At 43.4% G+C, this 16,021-nt stretch carries 15 protein-coding genes; 13 read left to right on the plus strand and 2 right to left on the minus strand.

Features of this window, described 5'->3' with window-relative positions; all coding sequences use genetic code 11:
• The first annotated feature begins 35 nt into the window (after window positions 1-35).
• The 10 genes from GT508_RS06380 (at window position 36) to GT508_RS06425 (ending at window position 8,312) form a co-directional block, all read left to right on the plus strand.
• Window positions 36-1,190, plus strand: coding sequence for an ATP-binding protein (locus tag GT508_RS06380; RefSeq protein ID WP_006428372.1), 1,155 nt, complete (start codon window positions 36-38; stop codon window positions 1,188-1,190).
• Window positions 1,191-1,193: 3 nt separating this feature from the next.
• Entirely contained in the window at window positions 1,194-2,339 is a 1,146-nt protein-coding gene (locus GT508_RS06385) for a trans-sulfuration enzyme family protein (protein ID WP_055215471.1), read from the plus strand.
• Between the two features lie 12 nt (window positions 2,340-2,351).
• Window positions 2,352-3,527 carry a MalY/PatB family protein gene (locus GT508_RS06390; protein WP_161143811.1) on the plus strand — a complete coding sequence of 392 codons (1,176 nt, stop codon included), beginning with the start codon at window positions 2,352-2,354 and terminating at the stop codon, window positions 3,525-3,527.
• Between the two features lie 48 nt (window positions 3,528-3,575).
• Window positions 3,576-3,803, plus strand: coding sequence for a hypothetical protein (locus tag GT508_RS06395; RefSeq protein WP_243144081.1), 228 nt, complete (start codon window positions 3,576-3,578; stop codon window positions 3,801-3,803).
• Window positions 3,804-3,818: 15 nt separating this feature from the next.
• Window positions 3,819-4,733, plus strand: a complete 915-nt coding sequence (gene nadA / locus GT508_RS06400; RefSeq protein ID WP_055193428.1) for a quinolinate synthase NadA — start codon at window positions 3,819-3,821, stop codon at window positions 4,731-4,733.
• Between the two features lie 349 nt (window positions 4,734-5,082).
• Complete coding sequence (locus GT508_RS06405) at window positions 5,083-5,484, plus strand: hypothetical protein (RefSeq protein WP_243144082.1); 402 nt, start codon at window positions 5,083-5,085, stop codon at window positions 5,482-5,484.
• A 68-nt stretch (window positions 5,485-5,552) separates the two neighbouring features.
• Window positions 5,553-6,563 (plus strand): alpha/beta hydrolase, encoded by a 1,011-nt coding sequence (locus tag GT508_RS06410; protein WP_161143812.1) that lies wholly within the window; start codon window positions 5,553-5,555, stop codon window positions 6,561-6,563.
• Between the two features lie 141 nt (window positions 6,564-6,704).
• The gene (locus GT508_RS06415) at window positions 6,705-7,259 is read left to right on the plus strand and encodes a prolyl-tRNA synthetase associated domain-containing protein (RefSeq protein WP_161143813.1); all 555 of its coding nucleotides are present in this window, start codon (window positions 6,705-6,707) and stop codon (window positions 7,257-7,259) included.
• Between the two features lie 5 nt (window positions 7,260-7,264).
• On the plus strand, window positions 7,265-7,897 hold the full coding sequence (locus GT508_RS06420; protein WP_161143814.1) for an endonuclease III domain-containing protein: 633 nt from the start codon (window positions 7,265-7,267) through the stop codon (window positions 7,895-7,897).
• Window positions 7,898-8,021: 124 nt separating this feature from the next.
• The gene (locus GT508_RS06425; RefSeq protein WP_161143815.1) at window positions 8,022-8,312 is read left to right on the plus strand and encodes a hypothetical protein; all 291 of its coding nucleotides are present in this window, start codon (window positions 8,022-8,024) and stop codon (window positions 8,310-8,312) included.
• Here GT508_RS06425 and hcp read toward each other — a convergent pair.
• The gene (gene hcp, locus GT508_RS06430) at window positions 8,309-9,877 is read right to left on the minus strand and encodes a hydroxylamine reductase (protein WP_334296714.1); all 1,569 of its coding nucleotides are present in this window, start codon (window positions 9,875-9,877) and stop codon (window positions 8,309-8,311) included. The two genes, GT508_RS06425 and hcp, sit on opposite strands and share 4 nt — an antisense overlap.
• Before the next feature lie 84 nt (window positions 9,878-9,961).
• Entirely contained in the window at window positions 9,962-10,198 is a 237-nt protein-coding gene (locus GT508_RS06435) for a hypothetical protein (RefSeq protein ID WP_161143817.1), read from the minus strand.
• A gap of 229 nt (window positions 10,199-10,427) precedes the next feature.
• Here GT508_RS06435 and recQ point away from each other — a divergent pair, with 229 nt between their 5' ends.
• The 3 genes from recQ to GT508_RS06450 all read left to right on the plus strand — a co-directional run bounded on the left by recQ (window position 10,428) and on the right by GT508_RS06450 (window position 15,572).
• Complete coding sequence (gene recQ, locus GT508_RS06440; protein WP_161143818.1) at window positions 10,428-12,302, plus strand: DNA helicase RecQ; 1,875 nt, start codon at window positions 10,428-10,430, stop codon at window positions 12,300-12,302.
• A gap of 5 nt (window positions 12,303-12,307) precedes the next feature.
• Window positions 12,308-12,964, plus strand: coding sequence for a ribonuclease H1 domain-containing protein (locus GT508_RS06445; RefSeq protein WP_006428390.1), 657 nt, complete (start codon window positions 12,308-12,310; stop codon window positions 12,962-12,964).
• Window positions 12,965-13,133: 169 nt separating this feature from the next.
• Window positions 13,134-15,572, plus strand: coding sequence for a cation-translocating P-type ATPase (locus tag GT508_RS06450; protein ID WP_161143819.1), 2,439 nt, complete (start codon window positions 13,134-13,136; stop codon window positions 15,570-15,572).
• Window positions 15,573-16,021: the final 449 nt, after the last annotated feature.

The raw sequence follows: 16,021 nt of genomic DNA on the forward strand, positions 1-16,021 counted from the left end.
CATGAACAGCAATCCACAAAGAGAGGTTAAAAGATATGAAGACAATCACGATAGAAGAGTTATTACAATTAGATCAGGATACAATCACAGTGCTGGACGTCCGTCCTGCAGATGCATATACCAGAGGCTCTGTACCGGGAGCGGTCAGCATCCCGCTTGCAGAAGTAGAAGAACGTATGGAAGAACTTCCGAAAGAAAAGCCGGTGTATGTATTATGCCATACCGGTGAATGGAGTGTCGATGCTGTTTATGAACTGGAAGCAGCCGGATATGATGCGGCGAATATTGAAGGTGGATATCGTTCCTTTTTGAGAAAGAAACTAAGTGAGTTCGTACAGGATGAAAATACTACCGGAGAGAAGCAGAAAGAGATTGAACGCAGTATCATCAAGAAATTCCGCAAGGGAATCTGGAGAAAGTTCACGAAAGGAATCAGAGAATACGATCTGATCCAGGACGGAGATAAGATTGCAGTCTGTATTTCCGGCGGAAAAGATTCCATGCTGATGGCAAAACTTTTTCAGGAACTGTTAAAACATGGCAAAGCGAATTTTGAATTAGTATTTCTGGTAATGAATCCGGGATACAATGAAGATAACTGGAAGATCATTCAGGATAACGCCAAAGTACTTGGAATTCCGCTTACGGTATTTGAGACACAGATATTTGATACGGTAGCAGATATTGACAAGAATCCATGTTACCTTTGCGCGAGAATGAGAAGAGGCTATCTATACTCTCACGCAAAAGAACTGGGATGTAATAAGATTGCGCTCGGACATCATTTCGACGATGTGATTGAGACGATCCTTATGGGGATGTTCTACGGCGGAAAGGTGGAGACGATGATGCCGAAGCTCCATAGCCAGAATTTCGAGGGTATGGAGCTGATCAGACCAATGTATCTGATCAAGGAAGATGACATTATAGCATGGAGGGATTACAATCAGCTCAACTTCATTCAGTGCGCATGCAGATTCACAGAGAACTGTGTATCCTGTGGCGGCGGAAGAGGTTCCAAACGTGACGAGATGAAGGAGCTGATCAAGGAATTTAGAAAACAGGGAGATATTATCGAAAAGAATATTTTCCGGAGTGTGCATAATGTCAACTTAAGAACGATTATCGGATACCACAAAGATGACATGGAATATAATTTCCTGGATGATTACAATGAAAGAGGTAAATAAATAATGAATTACGGATTTGAGACACGATGTATACACGGAAACGGAACAGATGAAAAGACACATTCTTACGGTTCAGTAGCAGTACCGATCTACCAGGCAGCGACATTTGCCCATCCTGGTATTGGACAGTCTACCGGATATGACTATACGAGAGAGAGCAACCCGACAAGAACAGAGCTTGAGCATACGATGTCGGCACTGGAAGGTGCGGTAGATACTGTAGCATGTGCAAACGGTATGGCTGCGGTAGGTCTTTGTCTGGAGTTATTTGACCGCGGGGATCATATCCTTTGTACAGATGATCTATATGGCGGTTCTGTCAGAATGTTTGAATCTGTCGGCGGGAAGAGAGGGTTGGAGTTCTCTTATGTAGATACTGCAGATGCAGATCTTGTAGAAGCAGGTATCCGGGAGAATACAAAAGCACTTTATATCGAGACACCAAGTAACCCGACCATGCGTGTCACAGATCTCAGAAAGATGAAAGAAATCGCAGATAAACATGATCTGAAGATTATTGTTGACAATACATTTCTTTCACCATTATTTCAAAGACCGATTGAACTGGGAGCAGATCTGGTCATCCACAGCGGGACAAAATTCCTTGGTGGACATAATGACACACTGGCAGGATTCCTGTGCTCGGCGGATGAAGAGACAGCGAAGAAGATCCGTTATATATATAAGACAGTCGGAAGCTGTCTTGCACCATTTGACAGCTATCTGATCTTGCGTGGAATTAAGACATTGTCTGTAAGATTAAGAGCACAGCAGGATAATGCGATGAAGATTGCGAACTGGTTAAAAGGACATGAAAAAGTAAAACAGGTCTATTATGTAGGATTGAAAGAGCATCCGGGGTATGGAGTAAATGCATCACAGGCAAGCGGATTCGGAAGTATGATTTCTTTCAAAGTAGATAGTGAAGCAACAGCAAGGAAACTCCTGGAAAGTGTGAAACTGATCGCTTATGCAGAAAGTCTCGGAGGCGTAGAGTCACTGATCACTTACCCGATGCTTCAGACACATGGAGATCTGCCGGTAGAAGTGAGAGAGAAACTTGGAATTACAGAAGATTTCTTAAGATTGTCAGTTGGAATTGAAAATGCAGATGATCTAATCGCAGATCTTGAGCAGGCACTTGCGTAGGAGGAATCACAGATGAAGTTCGATTTTGATAAAGTAGTGGACAGACATGGAACAAAATGCCTGAAATATGATTTCGCAAAAGAAAGAGGGAGAAGTGATGATATGCTTCCGCTCTGGGTGGCAGATATGGATTTCCCGACAGCACCGGGAATCCAGAAAAGCTTAAGTGACGCAGTCGCACACGGAATCTACGGATACAGCGAAGGAAAAGATGATTACTTCCAGGCAGCAGCCAGATGGTATGAGAAGCATTTCGGATGGAAAGTAGAAAAAGAATGGCTGATCAAGACACCGGGCGTGGTGTTCGCACTTGCGATGGCAGTGAAGGCTTACACAAAAGAAGGTGATGCAGTTCTTCTGCAGCAGCCGGTTTACTATCCGTTCAGCGAAGTGATCACAGATAACCACAGGAGGCTGATCAATAGTCCGCTTCAGCAGATAGACGGACATTATGAGATCAATTTCGAAGAATTCGAGCAGAAGATTGTCGAAGAAAATGTAAAATTATTCCTGATGTGCAGTCCGCACAATCCGGTCGGACGTGTGTGGAAGGAGTGGGAACTTCGTAAGATAGGAGACATTTGTCTGAAACATAACGTGCTGGTAGTCAGTGATGAGATCCACAGTGATTTTACATATGGAGAGAATATACATCATGTATTTGCATCCTTAGATGAAAAATACGCTGCAATCACTACAACGTGTACCGCACCAAGTAAGACATTTAACATTGCCGGACTTCAGATTTCCAATATATGGATTTCAAATCCGGAACTTCGTGCGAGATTCCGGGCGGAAGTGACAGCAGCCGGTTACAGCCAGGTGAATCTGATGGGACTGGTTGCATGTCAGGCAGCTTATGAGACCGGTGAAGAGTGGTTAAAAGAATTGAAAATTTATCTGGAGGGAAATCTGGATTATGTCCGTACATTTTTAAAAGAGAGTCTTCCGGAGATCAAACTGACAGAGCCGGAAGGGACTTATCTTTTATGGTTGGATTTTAAGAGTCTCGGCATGAAAGAAGAGCAGTTAAAAGATCTGGTGGAGAACAAAGCAAAACTCTGGCTTGACAGCGGAGCAATGTTTGGACCGGACGGAGAGGGATTTGAGCGTATAAATATTGCATGCCCACGAGAAATTTTAAAACAGGCATTGACACAACTGGCTGAATCGGTGCATGATAGGTAAGTGAGAATACGTTAAAGAAGGGAATTTGACCGGATAGATGGTAAAAATGTGCGGATGTTTGATCCTTATTACTGCGACCAGGAGTATGAACAGAAAGATATCATCAGAGTGTTGGATCAGCCTACATGTTGTAACCGAATCGTACCGTGGAAGTATTTTAATAAGACGGCACTTAACATGTATTCCCTTGGACCGTACGATGGGCGGGAAGCTGTTATTTTATTTAATGAAAAGACAAGACTTACGGAAGAAGAGACCATCGAATACTTTATTTAGAGGTGAAAGTCGGAAATGAACGAAGAAATCAAAAATGAAATCCAAAAACTGAAAAAGGAAAAAGATGCTGTAATTCTGGCACATTATTATGTAGATGGGGAAGTGCAGGAGATTGCAGACTATGTAGGAGACTCTTATTATCTTGCAGAGATTGCAACCAAAGTTCCGGAGAGCACGATTGTTTTCTGTGGGGTCTCTTTCATGGGAGAAAGTGCGAAGATCCTGAATCCAAAGAAGAGAGTCGTAATGGCAGACGGTCATGCAGACTGTCCGATGGCACACATGGTAGACGTAGATAAGATCAGGGAAGTGAGAAATGAATACCCGGATGTATCTGTAGTCTGTTATGTGAACTCAACCGCAGAGATCAAAGCAGAGTCAGACGTATGTGTAACATCGTCAAATGCACTGAAGATCGTGAAGAATCTTCCGAATAAAGATATCTTCTTTATCCCGGATGAGAATCTTGGTCGTTTCGTGGCAAGTCAGCTTCCGGAGAAGCACTTCATCTTTAATGATGGATTCTGCCATGTACATACGAGTATACACAAAGAAGAACTTCAGAAAGCCAAAGAGGCGCATCCGGAAGCACTCGTACTGACACATCCGGAATGTACAGGAGATATTCTGGAATTATCTGATTTTATTGGAAGTACTTCGCAGATTATCGATTATGCTACAAAATCAGAAAATAACACATTTATCATCTGCACAGAAATGGGAGTATTCTATGAATTGCATCAGAAAAATCCGGAGAAGAAATTCTACTCCGTAGGGCACAGACAGTTCTGTCCGAATATGAAGATGGTGCGTCTGGAAGGTGTGAAGGAAGCACTTGAGACCATGCAGCCGGAGGTAAATCTGGATGAGGAGATGCGCCAGAAAGCAGCACTTCCACTGGAGAAGATGCTGAAGCTGGCAGCGCAGTAAGCCAGGGGGACAGGTAAAGTGGCTTTTTTAGTGTCCCAGGTGGCTCTAGTAAAAAAAGAAAATAATTAAGAGAAAGACTTCGTATCTGATGTAGGATGCGAAGTCTTTGTTAGTATATCAAAGTATATAAGAGAAGTTGTTAGTGGCAGATTCTGTAGATGAGTTATTAAAATCAATAAAACAATTAAAATGATTGTTTTTTGTTTACAAATAATAGAGGTTGTTTCATAATTTTTTCGGAGAAAGTCTGTATAAAAGCATGTATAGAATCCCCGATCATGAGGAAAGATTACGTTTCTTAGTGCAACAGGTGGAACGAATAACGGGACTTCAGAATTTTGGAGTATATATGAACAAACTGCTGATGATAGATGCATTTTTCCTGAATGAAGACCGGCATATGCATAACATAGCCGTCTTGATGAATGGAAAAGGTGATTATGCATACTGCCCGATCTTTGATAATGGAGCAGGGCTTTTAGCAGATACAACGATGGATTATCCTTTGACGGGAGATATTTACACACTTATGGAGAAGGTTCAGGCGAAAACAATATGTAATGCATTCGATGAACAATTAGATATTTCCGAATCTTTATATAAAATGAATCTAAAGTTCCGTTTTACAAAAAAAGACGTGACAGAATTGCTTGAAAACGCAGAAGGCTATTCAGATGAGATACGAAAACGGGTGGAAACGATTATATTTGCACAAATGCGGAAATATCCTTATTTGTTTTTGAAGACGTAGAGAAGTATAATGGGGAAAGAACGGTAGAAATAAGTAATTGTTAAGGAATAAAGGAGAAGATAAAAATTATGATAAATGAAAGAATCGAAATCTGGAAAAAAGAAGAGTATCATTATCCGGCAGCACATGGCTTTATACCGGTGATGTTCAGCTATATTCATGAGGATGAAAAGAAGCATCCGGCAATGATCATCGCACCGGGCGGCGCATACCGGGAAGTATCCCCATCGGAAGCGCACCTGCCGGCAATGGAATTCTATGGTGCAGGGTACAATGTATTCGTTCTGGAATATACGATTAATCAGTTAGATGAAGCACCGCTGAAGATGCAGCCGTTACACGATATCTCAAGAGCAATCCGCATGATTCGTTCACGTGCAGAGGAATTCCATATCAGACCAGACAGAATCGCAGTCTGCGGATTCTCAGCAGGAGCACATCTGTGTGGAAGCCTTTGTGTACATAATAAAGATGTGGAAGATCCGGAAGAAGCATATCAGAACATATCCAACCGCCCAGATGCGGCGATTCTGTCTTATCCGGTCATCACTTCAGGAAAATATGCACACAGAGATTCATTTGTCGCACTGTTTGGAAAAGAGCCGTCAGAGCAGGAACTGGACTATATGTCGCTGGAAAATCATGTGACAAAAGATACACCGCCATGTTTCCTGTGGCAGACCGTAACAGATCAGACAGTTCCGGTGGAGAACAGTTATCTCTTTGCACAAGCTTGTGCACAGGCTGGTGTACCATTTGCACAGCATGTATTTTCAGAAGGAATCCATGGACTATCTGTGGCAACCGAAGAGTGGTTAGAGCAGAATATAGGACAGGAAGAAGGAAAAAGATATACACAGGAACAGGTGCAGATGCTTGCAGAGGCAATCGAGGCCGGAGAGACTCCATTTCCAAAGGAAAAAGGAGAGGAACTTCTGGTGAAGTTCGGTATCGGACGTAAAAAGCCGGCAAGATGGACGGAAAAGCAGAAAGAGGGAATCCGCAAAACGCTGAAAGAAGTACAGAGCTGGACGCAGCTTGCAGAAGTGTGGATGGAGAAATATCTGAAAGTGGAATAGAGGAGAATAAAGGGTATAGGCATTTCAAAACAGTGTGGCAATCGAATCTATAAACTGGAAATTACTTGTAGTACTAAATTGATAATTGTATAATAGTGAGAAAAGAAGGAACAAGAAAATTGATATAGGATAAGAGATAAAATGGAGTTATACAATGGACGCCCGGAAGACACATCCGGACGAAAAGAAAAAGAAATAAAAGTTTACGATATACTGGACAGTCTGCATATCCCCTACATCAGAGCGGATCACGAAGCGGTCATGACAATGGAAGCCTGTGAAGAGATTGATAAAGCGCTGGGAATGGAGATCTGTAAGAATCTGTTCTTATGTAACCGGAAGAAAACGTCATATTATCTGCTTTTGATGCCAGGAAACAAAGCGCTCAAGACAAAAGAACTGTCACAGCAGATCCCGACCACGAGATTATCCTTTGCATCGGGAGAAGACATGGAAACATATCTGAATGTAACGCCGGGCTCAGCTACTGTCATGGGACTGATCTTTGATCAGAAGAATAAAGTGCAGCTTCTGGTGGATGAGGAACTTCTGGAACAGGAAGAATTCGGATGTCATCCATGTGTGAACACTTCCAGTATCAAGATGAAGACAGCGGATGTATTTGATAAATTTCTGAAAGAAATCCATCATGATTATATTATGGTGAAGCTTTCGGATGGAAATGAACAGGAGTAATAAAAATGGATAAAAAAGAACTGGCACTGGTGGTCATCGACCGCCTGAAAAAAGAATACCCGGATGCGGACTGTACGCTGGATTATGACGATGCGTGGAAACTGCTGGTCAGTGTACGTCTGGCAGCACAGTGCACGGATGCGAGAGTCAATGTAGTAGTAGAAGGCTTATATGCAAAGTACCCGGATGTCAACGCATTGGCAGAAGCAACACCGGAAGAGATTGAAGAAATCGTAAGACCATGTGGACTTGGAAAGAGTAAGGCGAGAGATATCAGTGCCTGTATGCGTATACTCCGTGATGAATATGGTGGAAAAGTTCCGGATGATTTTAATAAATTGTTGAAACTTCCGGGAGTCGGAAGAAAGAGTGCGAACCTGATCATGGGGGATGTGTTTGGCAAACCGGCGATTGTTACGGATACGCATTGCATCAGACTCTGTAACCGGATCGGTCTGGTAGATGGAATCAAGGAACCGAAGAAAGTTGAGATGGAACTTTGGAAGATTATCCCGCCGGAAGAAGGCAGTGATTTCTGCCACAGGCTGGTATATCACGGAAGAGACGTCTGTACAGCGAGGACGAAGCCGCATTGTGAGAAATGCTGTCTGGCAGATATCTGTGGGAAACATATTTAAGTAAATGCATTTATGAAAATAAAGCTTGCGCAGGTAAAATGAAATTCATATAATAGTTTTAGAGACGAGGGAGTAGCATAGGAAATGTGTTACTCTCTTTTTTAGCAGGAAAGGATTGAGGATTATGGCAGATGTAGTAAGTATATTAGACGAATTACAAAACAAAGCATTAAAAGACGAAAAGTTAAAACAACAGCTCCTCGTAACCAGAACAGAAGCAGACCCGCTATCTGCCTTCTGCAAGACCTGCCGGAATCTTGGTTACGAATTATACGAAATGGAATTGATTGCGGCAGGAGAAGAATTCCATGCCGCAATGAAAAGAAGCACCAATGGCGGAGGGGAGAACTCGCCGATGATCGAGGCTGAAGATGATTTCTATGAATTGTTCTTCGCAAATCTTGAAGATCATTAACCAAGGATTTTCTTCATATCCTCTTCCACAGTACTGATCTTCTGAATATTATAATTCTCCACCAGTATCTTCCATACATTTTCAGAGAGGAATGCAGGAAGTGTTGGACCAAGCAGGATATTTTTCACACCGAGAGATAATAACGTAAGCAGGATACATACGGCCTTCTGTTCATACCAGGAAAGAACCAGGGTGAGCGGGAGGTCATTTACGGTGCAGTCAAAGACTTCCGCAAGTGCAAGAGCAACTTTAATAGCGCTATAAGCATCATTACATTGCCCCATGTCCAAGATCCTTGGAATACCGTCGATGGAACCAAGATCCAGGTCATTCAACCGGTATTTTCCGCAGGCAAGAGTCAGAATCAAGGTGTCCATAGGTGCAGCTTTGGCGAAATCCGTATAATAGCTGCGTCCTGGAGCGGCACCGTCGCATCCGCCGACCAGAAAGATATGGCGGATCTTGCCGGCCTTTATAAGTTCCACGATATGCCCGGCATTAGAAAGAACAGCATTGTGGGCGAATCCGGTTGTGACTGTAGACCCGCCGTTGATTCCGGTCATCGGATGATCTTCCGGATATCCCTTGCATTCCAGAGCTTTCTCAATAACCGGAGTGAAATCTTTGTCCTCTCCGATATGCACCAGATCCGGATATGACACGATGGAGGTGGTAAATACCCGGTCGCAGTAACTCTGACGGACCGGCATCAGACAGTTGGTAGTAAATAAAATAGGTGCCGGAATGTTGTGAAATTCCGACTGCTGACTCTGCCAGGCAGTTCCAAAGTTTCCTTTTAAATGAGAATATTTCTTTAATTCCGGATATCCATGTGCCGGAAGCATCTCACTGTGGGTGTAGATATTGATTCCTTTTCCTTCCGTCTGCTTTAATAACAGTTCCATATCATGAAGATCATGTCCGCTGACAACGATGAAAGGCCCCTTTTCGATGGTCAGAGGAACTTCTGTCGGTACCGGATTGCCATAAGTGCCGGAGTTTGCATGATCCAGAAGCTCCATGCAGCGAAAATTAATCTCGCCCGTTTTTAATACGAGTGCAAGTAATTCGTCACTGCTCTTTTCCGAAGCGATGGCTTCGAGCCCTTCATAGAAGAAATCAAGGACATTTTTGTCTACATAATCCAACGCATAAGCATGATAGGCATAAGCAGCCATGCCGCGCAGCCCGAAAAGGATCAGAGACTTTAAAGACCGGATATCTTCCTGATCTTCCCAGATATGGCGGACATCATAATTCATGATATCCGGATAGATCCGGTCCTTTTCAACATTTACTTCGTGAATAAGTTTGATGATCGTATCATTGAAAAAATTAACATTGGTAATGGTGGTGAATAACCCTTTTAAGATAAGTTCATCCGCATGTTCGAAAGAAGCATCCGGATTCAGGGCAAGCTTTTTACGCACGGCACGTGACAGACCGATCAGTGCACCAGTAAGCTCATCCTGATAATTAGCGGTGTCACTTTTCTTTCCACAGACACCGGCACGCCCTTCACATCCGGAATTATGAGCGGTCTGCTGACACTGGAAACAAAACATTTCTTCCATAATAAATACCTTCCTTGCTATATATTTATGACAGAATTAGTATGTTCCCACTGAATAAAAAATATGCAGGGAAAATTAACCCTGCATATTTTTAAACGAATCAAAAAGTTCCATGTCATCGGCTTTCAACTTGACATTGGTACAATAATTTTTTCCTTCCGGTGTGGTCACATTGATCTCAATGATCGTTCCTTCCTCCAACGCATCCTGTGATACTGCGCGTAAAAACATCGGAAATTTTGGGTGGTTGGCACGAAAACGATCCATACCTGATTTTATCTTCTGCATCATGGTGATCTGACGGAAATCCATGTGTTTGTCCTCCTTTATTTCAAAAACTGAAACAATTATACTGAAAAAGAATCGGAAAGTCAAAAGGATTTCTCCATGAAAGAGGGGATTGTAAAGATAGGATGAAAGATAGAGACAAATGTGATAAGATAGTAAAACATAGTGGGTGTGGGAAAGTCTGCGGATCAAAAAAGTAATGAGTAGAAAAGAAACGGACAAAAAAAGACAGAATGTAAGGAGTCGGGGCAGAATGAGTAAGGCAATCAAAGAAGCGGAAAAGATACTGAAACAATACTACGGCTATGATCATTTCCGGGAGGGACAGATCCCTGTGATAGAAGCGGTACTGGAAGGCAGGGATGTGCTTGGAATCATGCCGACCGGAGCGGGAAAGTCGGTATGTTATCAGGTGCCGGCACTTATGATGAAAGGAATTACGATCGTAATCTCGCCGCTGATCTCACTCATGAAAGATCAGGTTGGAACGCTGAACCAGATGGGTGTCCATGCAGCTTTCTTAAATAGTTCTCTGACTTCCGGACAGTATTACAAAGCACTGCAGCTTGCAAAACAGGGGAGATACAAGATCATATACGTGGCACCGGAACGGTTGGAAACCGAGAGCTTTCTGGATTTTGCACTCTCTGAGCAGGTGCAGATATCTTTTGTAGCGGTAGATGAGGCGCACTGCGTATCGCAGTGGGGACAGGATTTCCGTCCGGGCTATCTCAAGATCCTGGATTTTCTGGACCGTCTGTCATACCGCCCGGTGGTCGGTGCATATACAGCGACAGCGACGGCAGAAGTACGAGAAGACATTCTTGATATCTTAAGGCTTCAGAATCCATATGTGGAAACAACCGGGTTCGATCGAGGAAATCTTTTCTTTGCAGTTAAGAAGCCTGTGGATAAGTATAAGGAACTGGTCAGTTATCTGAAGGAAAAAGGATACGATACATCCGGTGACAGCGGAATTATATATTGCCTGACGAGAAAGAGCGTGGAACAGGTAAGCTTTGATCTGAGAAATGAAGGATTTTCCGTGACCAGATATCATGCCGGACTATCGGATGAGGAACGGAAGGAAAATCAGGAGAATTTTATATACGGAAAGCGGCAGATCATGGTGGCGACAAATGCATTCGGAATGGGAATCGACAAGCCGGATGTACGCTTTGTCATTCATTATAATATGCCGAAAAATATGGAAAGCTATTATCAGGAGGCCGGACGTGCAGGGCGTGACGGGGAACCGTCCGAATGCATTCTTTATTATGAGCCGAGGGATGTAAGGACGAACCGTCTGTTTATTGAAAATGGAGAAGAGAACAGTGAGTTGGATGAAGAGACGCGTAAAATCGTAAAAGAACGGGATCTGGACCGTCTGAAACAGATGACATTTTACTGCTTTACATCAGAATGCTTAAGACAATATATCTTGAATTATTTTGGAGAAAAGAGCAGTTCTTATTGCGGAAACTGTCTGAACTGCCAGACACAGTTTGAAGAGGTAGATATCACATTGGAGGCGAATACAATCCTGCGGTGTCTGGATGCACTGGACTGGAATTACGGGGCAGCGACGGTGATCGATATCGTGCACGGCGGAAAGAGTCAGAAGATCCTGGGCAAGAATCTGGATAAGAATCCGGAATATGCAGTGTTAAGTGAGCGGACGGTTCCGAGATTACGACAGATATTAAGGGAATTACAGTTCCGCGAATATATGGAAGAAAAGGGCGAACAATATCCGGTGATCTGTCTGACACCGGAAGGGAAAGCATTTATGAAAACGGAAGAACCGCTGATCATGAAGCTTCCGAAAGAAGAGACAGAAAAGAAATCTGAATCAAAAGAGAAAAAGAACAGACGCAAAAAAGGCTCAGTGGCAGCGGAACTTTCAGAAAAAGATGCAGAATTATTCGAAAGCTTACGGGAACTCAGACGTGAGATCGCATCGGAAGAAAAGGTACCGCCGTATATGGTATTTGCAGATAAGACGCTTGCCGGTATGTGTGTAATGCGTCCGGCGACACGGGATGAGATGTTGGAAGTATCGGGTGTCGGAGAGCATAAACTGGAAAAGTATGGAGATAGATTCTTAGAAATTATCAGAAAGGGATAATAGATATGGCAAAAAAGAAAATATATGCAGTAAGAAAAGGACATAAGACAGGATTATTTGAGACCTGGGCAGAGTGTCAGAAAGCGACGTCCGGATACTCCGGAGCAGAGTTCAGAGGCTTCACAGACAGAGAAGAAGCGATGGCATTTTTGCAAATGTCAACTACTGCAAATGTATCTAAGGATGAAGAAAAAGAAGCAGCAGGAATTGTTGAAGTGCCGGAAAATATGGTGATTGCCTATGTGGACGGAAGCTTTGAAAAAAGCATCGGAAGATATGCATTTGGCTGTGTGATCCTGACACCGGCCGGAGAAGAATTCAGAAAATCCGGAAGCGGCTGTGATCCGGAAGGCGTGAAGATCCGGAACGTTGCAGGAGAAATGCTCGGCGCGATGAATGCAGTGCAATGGGCGAAAGAGCATGAGTATCCGGCAGTAGAGATCCGCTATGATTACGAAGGTGTGGAAAAATGGGTGACAGGCGTGTGGCGGGCCAAGACACCGCTTACCAGCAAGTATGCGGCACATATGCAGGAAGCAGCAGAGCAGATAAAGATATCTTTCTGCAAAGTCGCAGCGCATACAGGAAATCATTATAACGAAGAGGCCGACCAGCTTGCGAAAAGTGCGTTGCTTCGTACGGATGAAAATGTGAGTATATAGAGGAAGCAGATGCAGTTTACATGAAGATGTGAGCTGCATTTTCAGCAAAAATACATACAGAATTCATAAAGTGTTAATACAATATTGGCATATTCTGGTGTATACTAAATACAAATAATAGATAAAATCAGAATGTAACATTAGAACGCAGCTGATAAGGAGGAACTCTATGAAAAAAAACGACAGGCGAAAACGAAAACTGCAGGAAGAAGCCTGTGATTATGAAATAGAACGTACACCGACAACCAGATACGAGCCGGATTATGAGGAAGGCCTGACGTCGGCGCAGGCAGAAGAACACAGGCGTGACGGGTGGGGCAACATATCAGTCGATCCTCCGGCGCAGACAACGGAAGAGATCATTAAGGAAAATGTATTTACATATTTTAATCTGATCTTTCTGGTCCTGGCGATTCTTCTGATAATTGTGGGCTCGTTCCGTAACCTGACATTCCTTCCGGTTATCATTTTTAATACACTGATCGGTATCATACAGGAAATCCGTTCCAAAAAGACACTGGAAAAATTAAATATGCTAAATGCACCACATGCAACAGTGGTCAGAGACGGAAAGACTTCACGGGTCAATTCGGAGAGTCTGGTTCTGGATGATATTGTAATCTTTAAAGCAGGAAATCAGGTCTGTGCTGATGCAGAAGTGGTACATGGAAGTGTGCAGGTCAATGAATCTCTTTTGACAGGAGAATCAGATGAGATTACCAAGAATCCGGGAGATCATCTGATGTCGGGAAGCTTTATTGTGGCAGGAGAATGTCATGCAAGACTGGATGCAGTAGGTGTGGATTCCTACATTTCCAAACTGACACTGGAAGCAAAAGCAATGCAGAAAGGTGAGCAGTCAGAAATGATCCGTTCACTTGACAAACTGGTAAAATTTGTCGGCATCGCATTGATCCCGATCGGAATTATACTGTTCGTGCAGAGCTTCTTCTTTAACGGAGATCCATTCCGAAGCAGTATTACTTCTATGGTGGCGGCTGTGATCGGTATGATTCCGGAAGGGTTATACCTTCTTGCGAGTGTGGCAATGGCAGTCAGTGCAATGCGTCTGGCAAAACAGAAGGTTTTACTTCACGATATGAAGAGTATTGAGACCCTTGCAAGAGTTAATGTGCTTTGCGTTGATAAGACCGGAACGATTACAGAGACAAACATGAGTGTAAAGGATGTGGTTCCGACATTAAATTATAAAAAAGATGAAATGCCGGAACTTCCGAAAATGCTTGGTGATTTTGCGAAAGCAATGAGCAGTGATAACATCACTATGGAGGCATTAAAAGAATATTTTAAAGAAGGAACGGGAAAGAAGGCCGGATCTGTAACTCCGTTTACATCTGCAACCAAATACAGTGGTGTCACATACGAAGAGGAAGTACATGTACTTGGAGCACCGGAATTCGTGCTGAGAGATGATTTTGATGAATATAAAGAAGAGATTGAAAGGTATGCAGGAAAAGGAAACCGTGTGCTGGTATTCGGTACGTATGACGGAGAACTGGACGGAAAAGCACTGACCGGCAAGGTAACGCCGCTTGGATATGTCCTTCTTGCCAATCCAATCCGAAAAGAAGCACCGGAGACATTTGCTTACTTTGCAGAGCAGGGTGTAGAAGTGAAAGTTATATCCGGAGATAATCCCCTGACCGTTTCTGAAGTGGCAAAAGAAGCCGGAATTGCAAATGCAGACCGTTATGTCGATGCAGCGACTCTTCACAGTGATGCAGAGATTGCAGATGCGGTTGCCAATTATACAGTATTCGGACGTGTAACACCGGATCAGAAACGTAAATTCGTACACGCCCTTAAAGACCAGGGCAAGACAGTAGCAATGACAGGAGACGGTGTCAACGACGTACTGGCATTGAAAGATGCCGACTGCAGTGTAGCCATGGCATCCGGAAGTGACGCGGCAGTACAGGCTTCGCAGGTGGTATTACTGGAGTCCAACTTTGCATGTATGCCGTCGGTAGTAATGGAAGGAAGACGGGTGGTTAATAACATCCAGCGTTCAGCCAGTCTGTTCCTGGTGAAGAATATCTTCTCCTTCCTGTTGTCCTTATTCTCCGTAGTGCTGATGATTACCTATCCGATGGAACCATCCCAGATATCGCTGATCAGCATGTTTACGATCGGAGTACCTGGATTCTTCCTGGCGTTCCAGCCAAATAAAGAAAGAATACAGGGACATTTCCTGACCAATGTATTCCTGAAGGCATTGCCGGCAGGCCTGACCGATGTACTGATGGTCGGCGCACTGGTCGTGTTCGGTAAGACATTTGGCGTAAATACTACAGATATCTCGACAGCAGCAACGATGTTGCTTCTGATCGTAGGATTCATCATCCTGTTCAATATCTGTAAACCGGTCAATATCTTCCGCGGTGTAGTCTGGGGAGGATGCCTGACCGGCTGTATCTTATGTATCATCTTCCTGCCGAAATTATTCGCAATTACGGGAATGTCAACGAAGTGTATCATGTTATTCGTAGTATTCTCGATTGCAACCGAGGCAGTACTGCGATACCTGACACTTCTGGTAAAAGGATTGCAGAAAGGATATCGGAAGATAAGGCATAGAGAAGAATAAGTCGATTGGGATTTAATTTATTAACGTAGTTGGCCTCGATCCTTGAAGAAAACAGTATAAAGTGGTTCTGGTTCAGGTTTCATGCTCTAAGAAAAACTAAGAGAGCCAGAATCTCCTAAAAGCAAAGGAACTACGCTCAAACTCGGCGTTCGCCTCAAACACGTTCGCTTCGTTCCTTTAACGGAGATTCTGACTCTCTAACTTTTCCTAAGAGCATTCCACATTCACCAGAACCACTTTATACTGTTTTCTTCAAGNATTTAATTTATTAACGTAGTTGGCCTCGATCCTTGAAGAAAACAGTATAAAGTGGTTCTGGTTCAGGTTCCATGCTCTAAGAAAAACTAAGAGAGCCAGAATCTCCTAAAAGCAAAGGAACTACGCTCAAACTCGGCGTTCGCCTCAAACACGTTCGCTTCGTTCCTTTAACGGAGATTCTGACTCTCTAA

Source organism: Dorea sp. BIOML-A1, assembly GCF_009875615.1.
Classification (GTDB): Bacteria; Bacillota; Clostridia; order Lachnospirales; family Lachnospiraceae; genus Dorea_A; species Dorea_A amylophila.

What these genes read in the sequence shown, in the direction of transcription:
- GT508_RS06380 (WP_006428372.1), top strand. Translation starts at nt 36, where the DNA reads ATGAAGACAATCACGATAGAAGAGTTATTACAATTAGATCAGGATACA.
- GT508_RS06435 (WP_161143817.1), bottom strand. Translation starts at nt 10,198, where the DNA reads ATGGATTTCCGTCAGATCACCATGATGCAGAAGATAAAATCAGGTATG.
- GT508_RS06405 (WP_243144082.1), top strand. Translation starts at nt 5,083, where the DNA reads ATGAACAAACTGCTGATGATAGATGCATTTTTCCTGAATGAAGACCGG.
- GT508_RS06445 (WP_006428390.1), top strand. Translation starts at nt 12,308, where the DNA reads ATGGCAAAAAAGAAAATATATGCAGTAAGAAAAGGACATAAGACAGGA.
- hcp (WP_334296714.1), bottom strand. Translation starts at nt 9,877, where the DNA reads ATGTTTTGTTTCCAGTGTCAGCAGACCGCTCATAATTCCGGATGTGAA.
- GT508_RS06385 (WP_055215471.1), top strand. Translation starts at nt 1,194, where the DNA reads ATGAATTACGGATTTGAGACACGATGTATACACGGAAACGGAACAGAT.
- GT508_RS06410 (WP_161143812.1), top strand. Translation starts at nt 5,553, where the DNA reads ATGATAAATGAAAGAATCGAAATCTGGAAAAAAGAAGAGTATCATTAT.
- GT508_RS06415 (WP_161143813.1), top strand. Translation starts at nt 6,705, where the DNA reads ATGGAGTTATACAATGGACGCCCGGAAGACACATCCGGACGAAAAGAA.
- nadA (WP_055193428.1), top strand. Translation starts at nt 3,819, where the DNA reads ATGAACGAAGAAATCAAAAATGAAATCCAAAAACTGAAAAAGGAAAAA.
- GT508_RS06420 (WP_161143814.1), top strand. Translation starts at nt 7,265, where the DNA reads ATGGATAAAAAAGAACTGGCACTGGTGGTCATCGACCGCCTGAAAAAA.
- GT508_RS06450 (WP_161143819.1), top strand. Translation starts at nt 13,134, where the DNA reads ATGAAAAAAAACGACAGGCGAAAACGAAAACTGCAGGAAGAAGCCTGT.
- GT508_RS06390 (WP_161143811.1), top strand. Translation starts at nt 2,352, where the DNA reads ATGAAGTTCGATTTTGATAAAGTAGTGGACAGACATGGAACAAAATGC.
- GT508_RS06425 (WP_161143815.1), top strand. Translation starts at nt 8,022, where the DNA reads ATGGCAGATGTAGTAAGTATATTAGACGAATTACAAAACAAAGCATTA.
- recQ (WP_161143818.1), top strand. Translation starts at nt 10,428, where the DNA reads ATGAGTAAGGCAATCAAAGAAGCGGAAAAGATACTGAAACAATACTAC.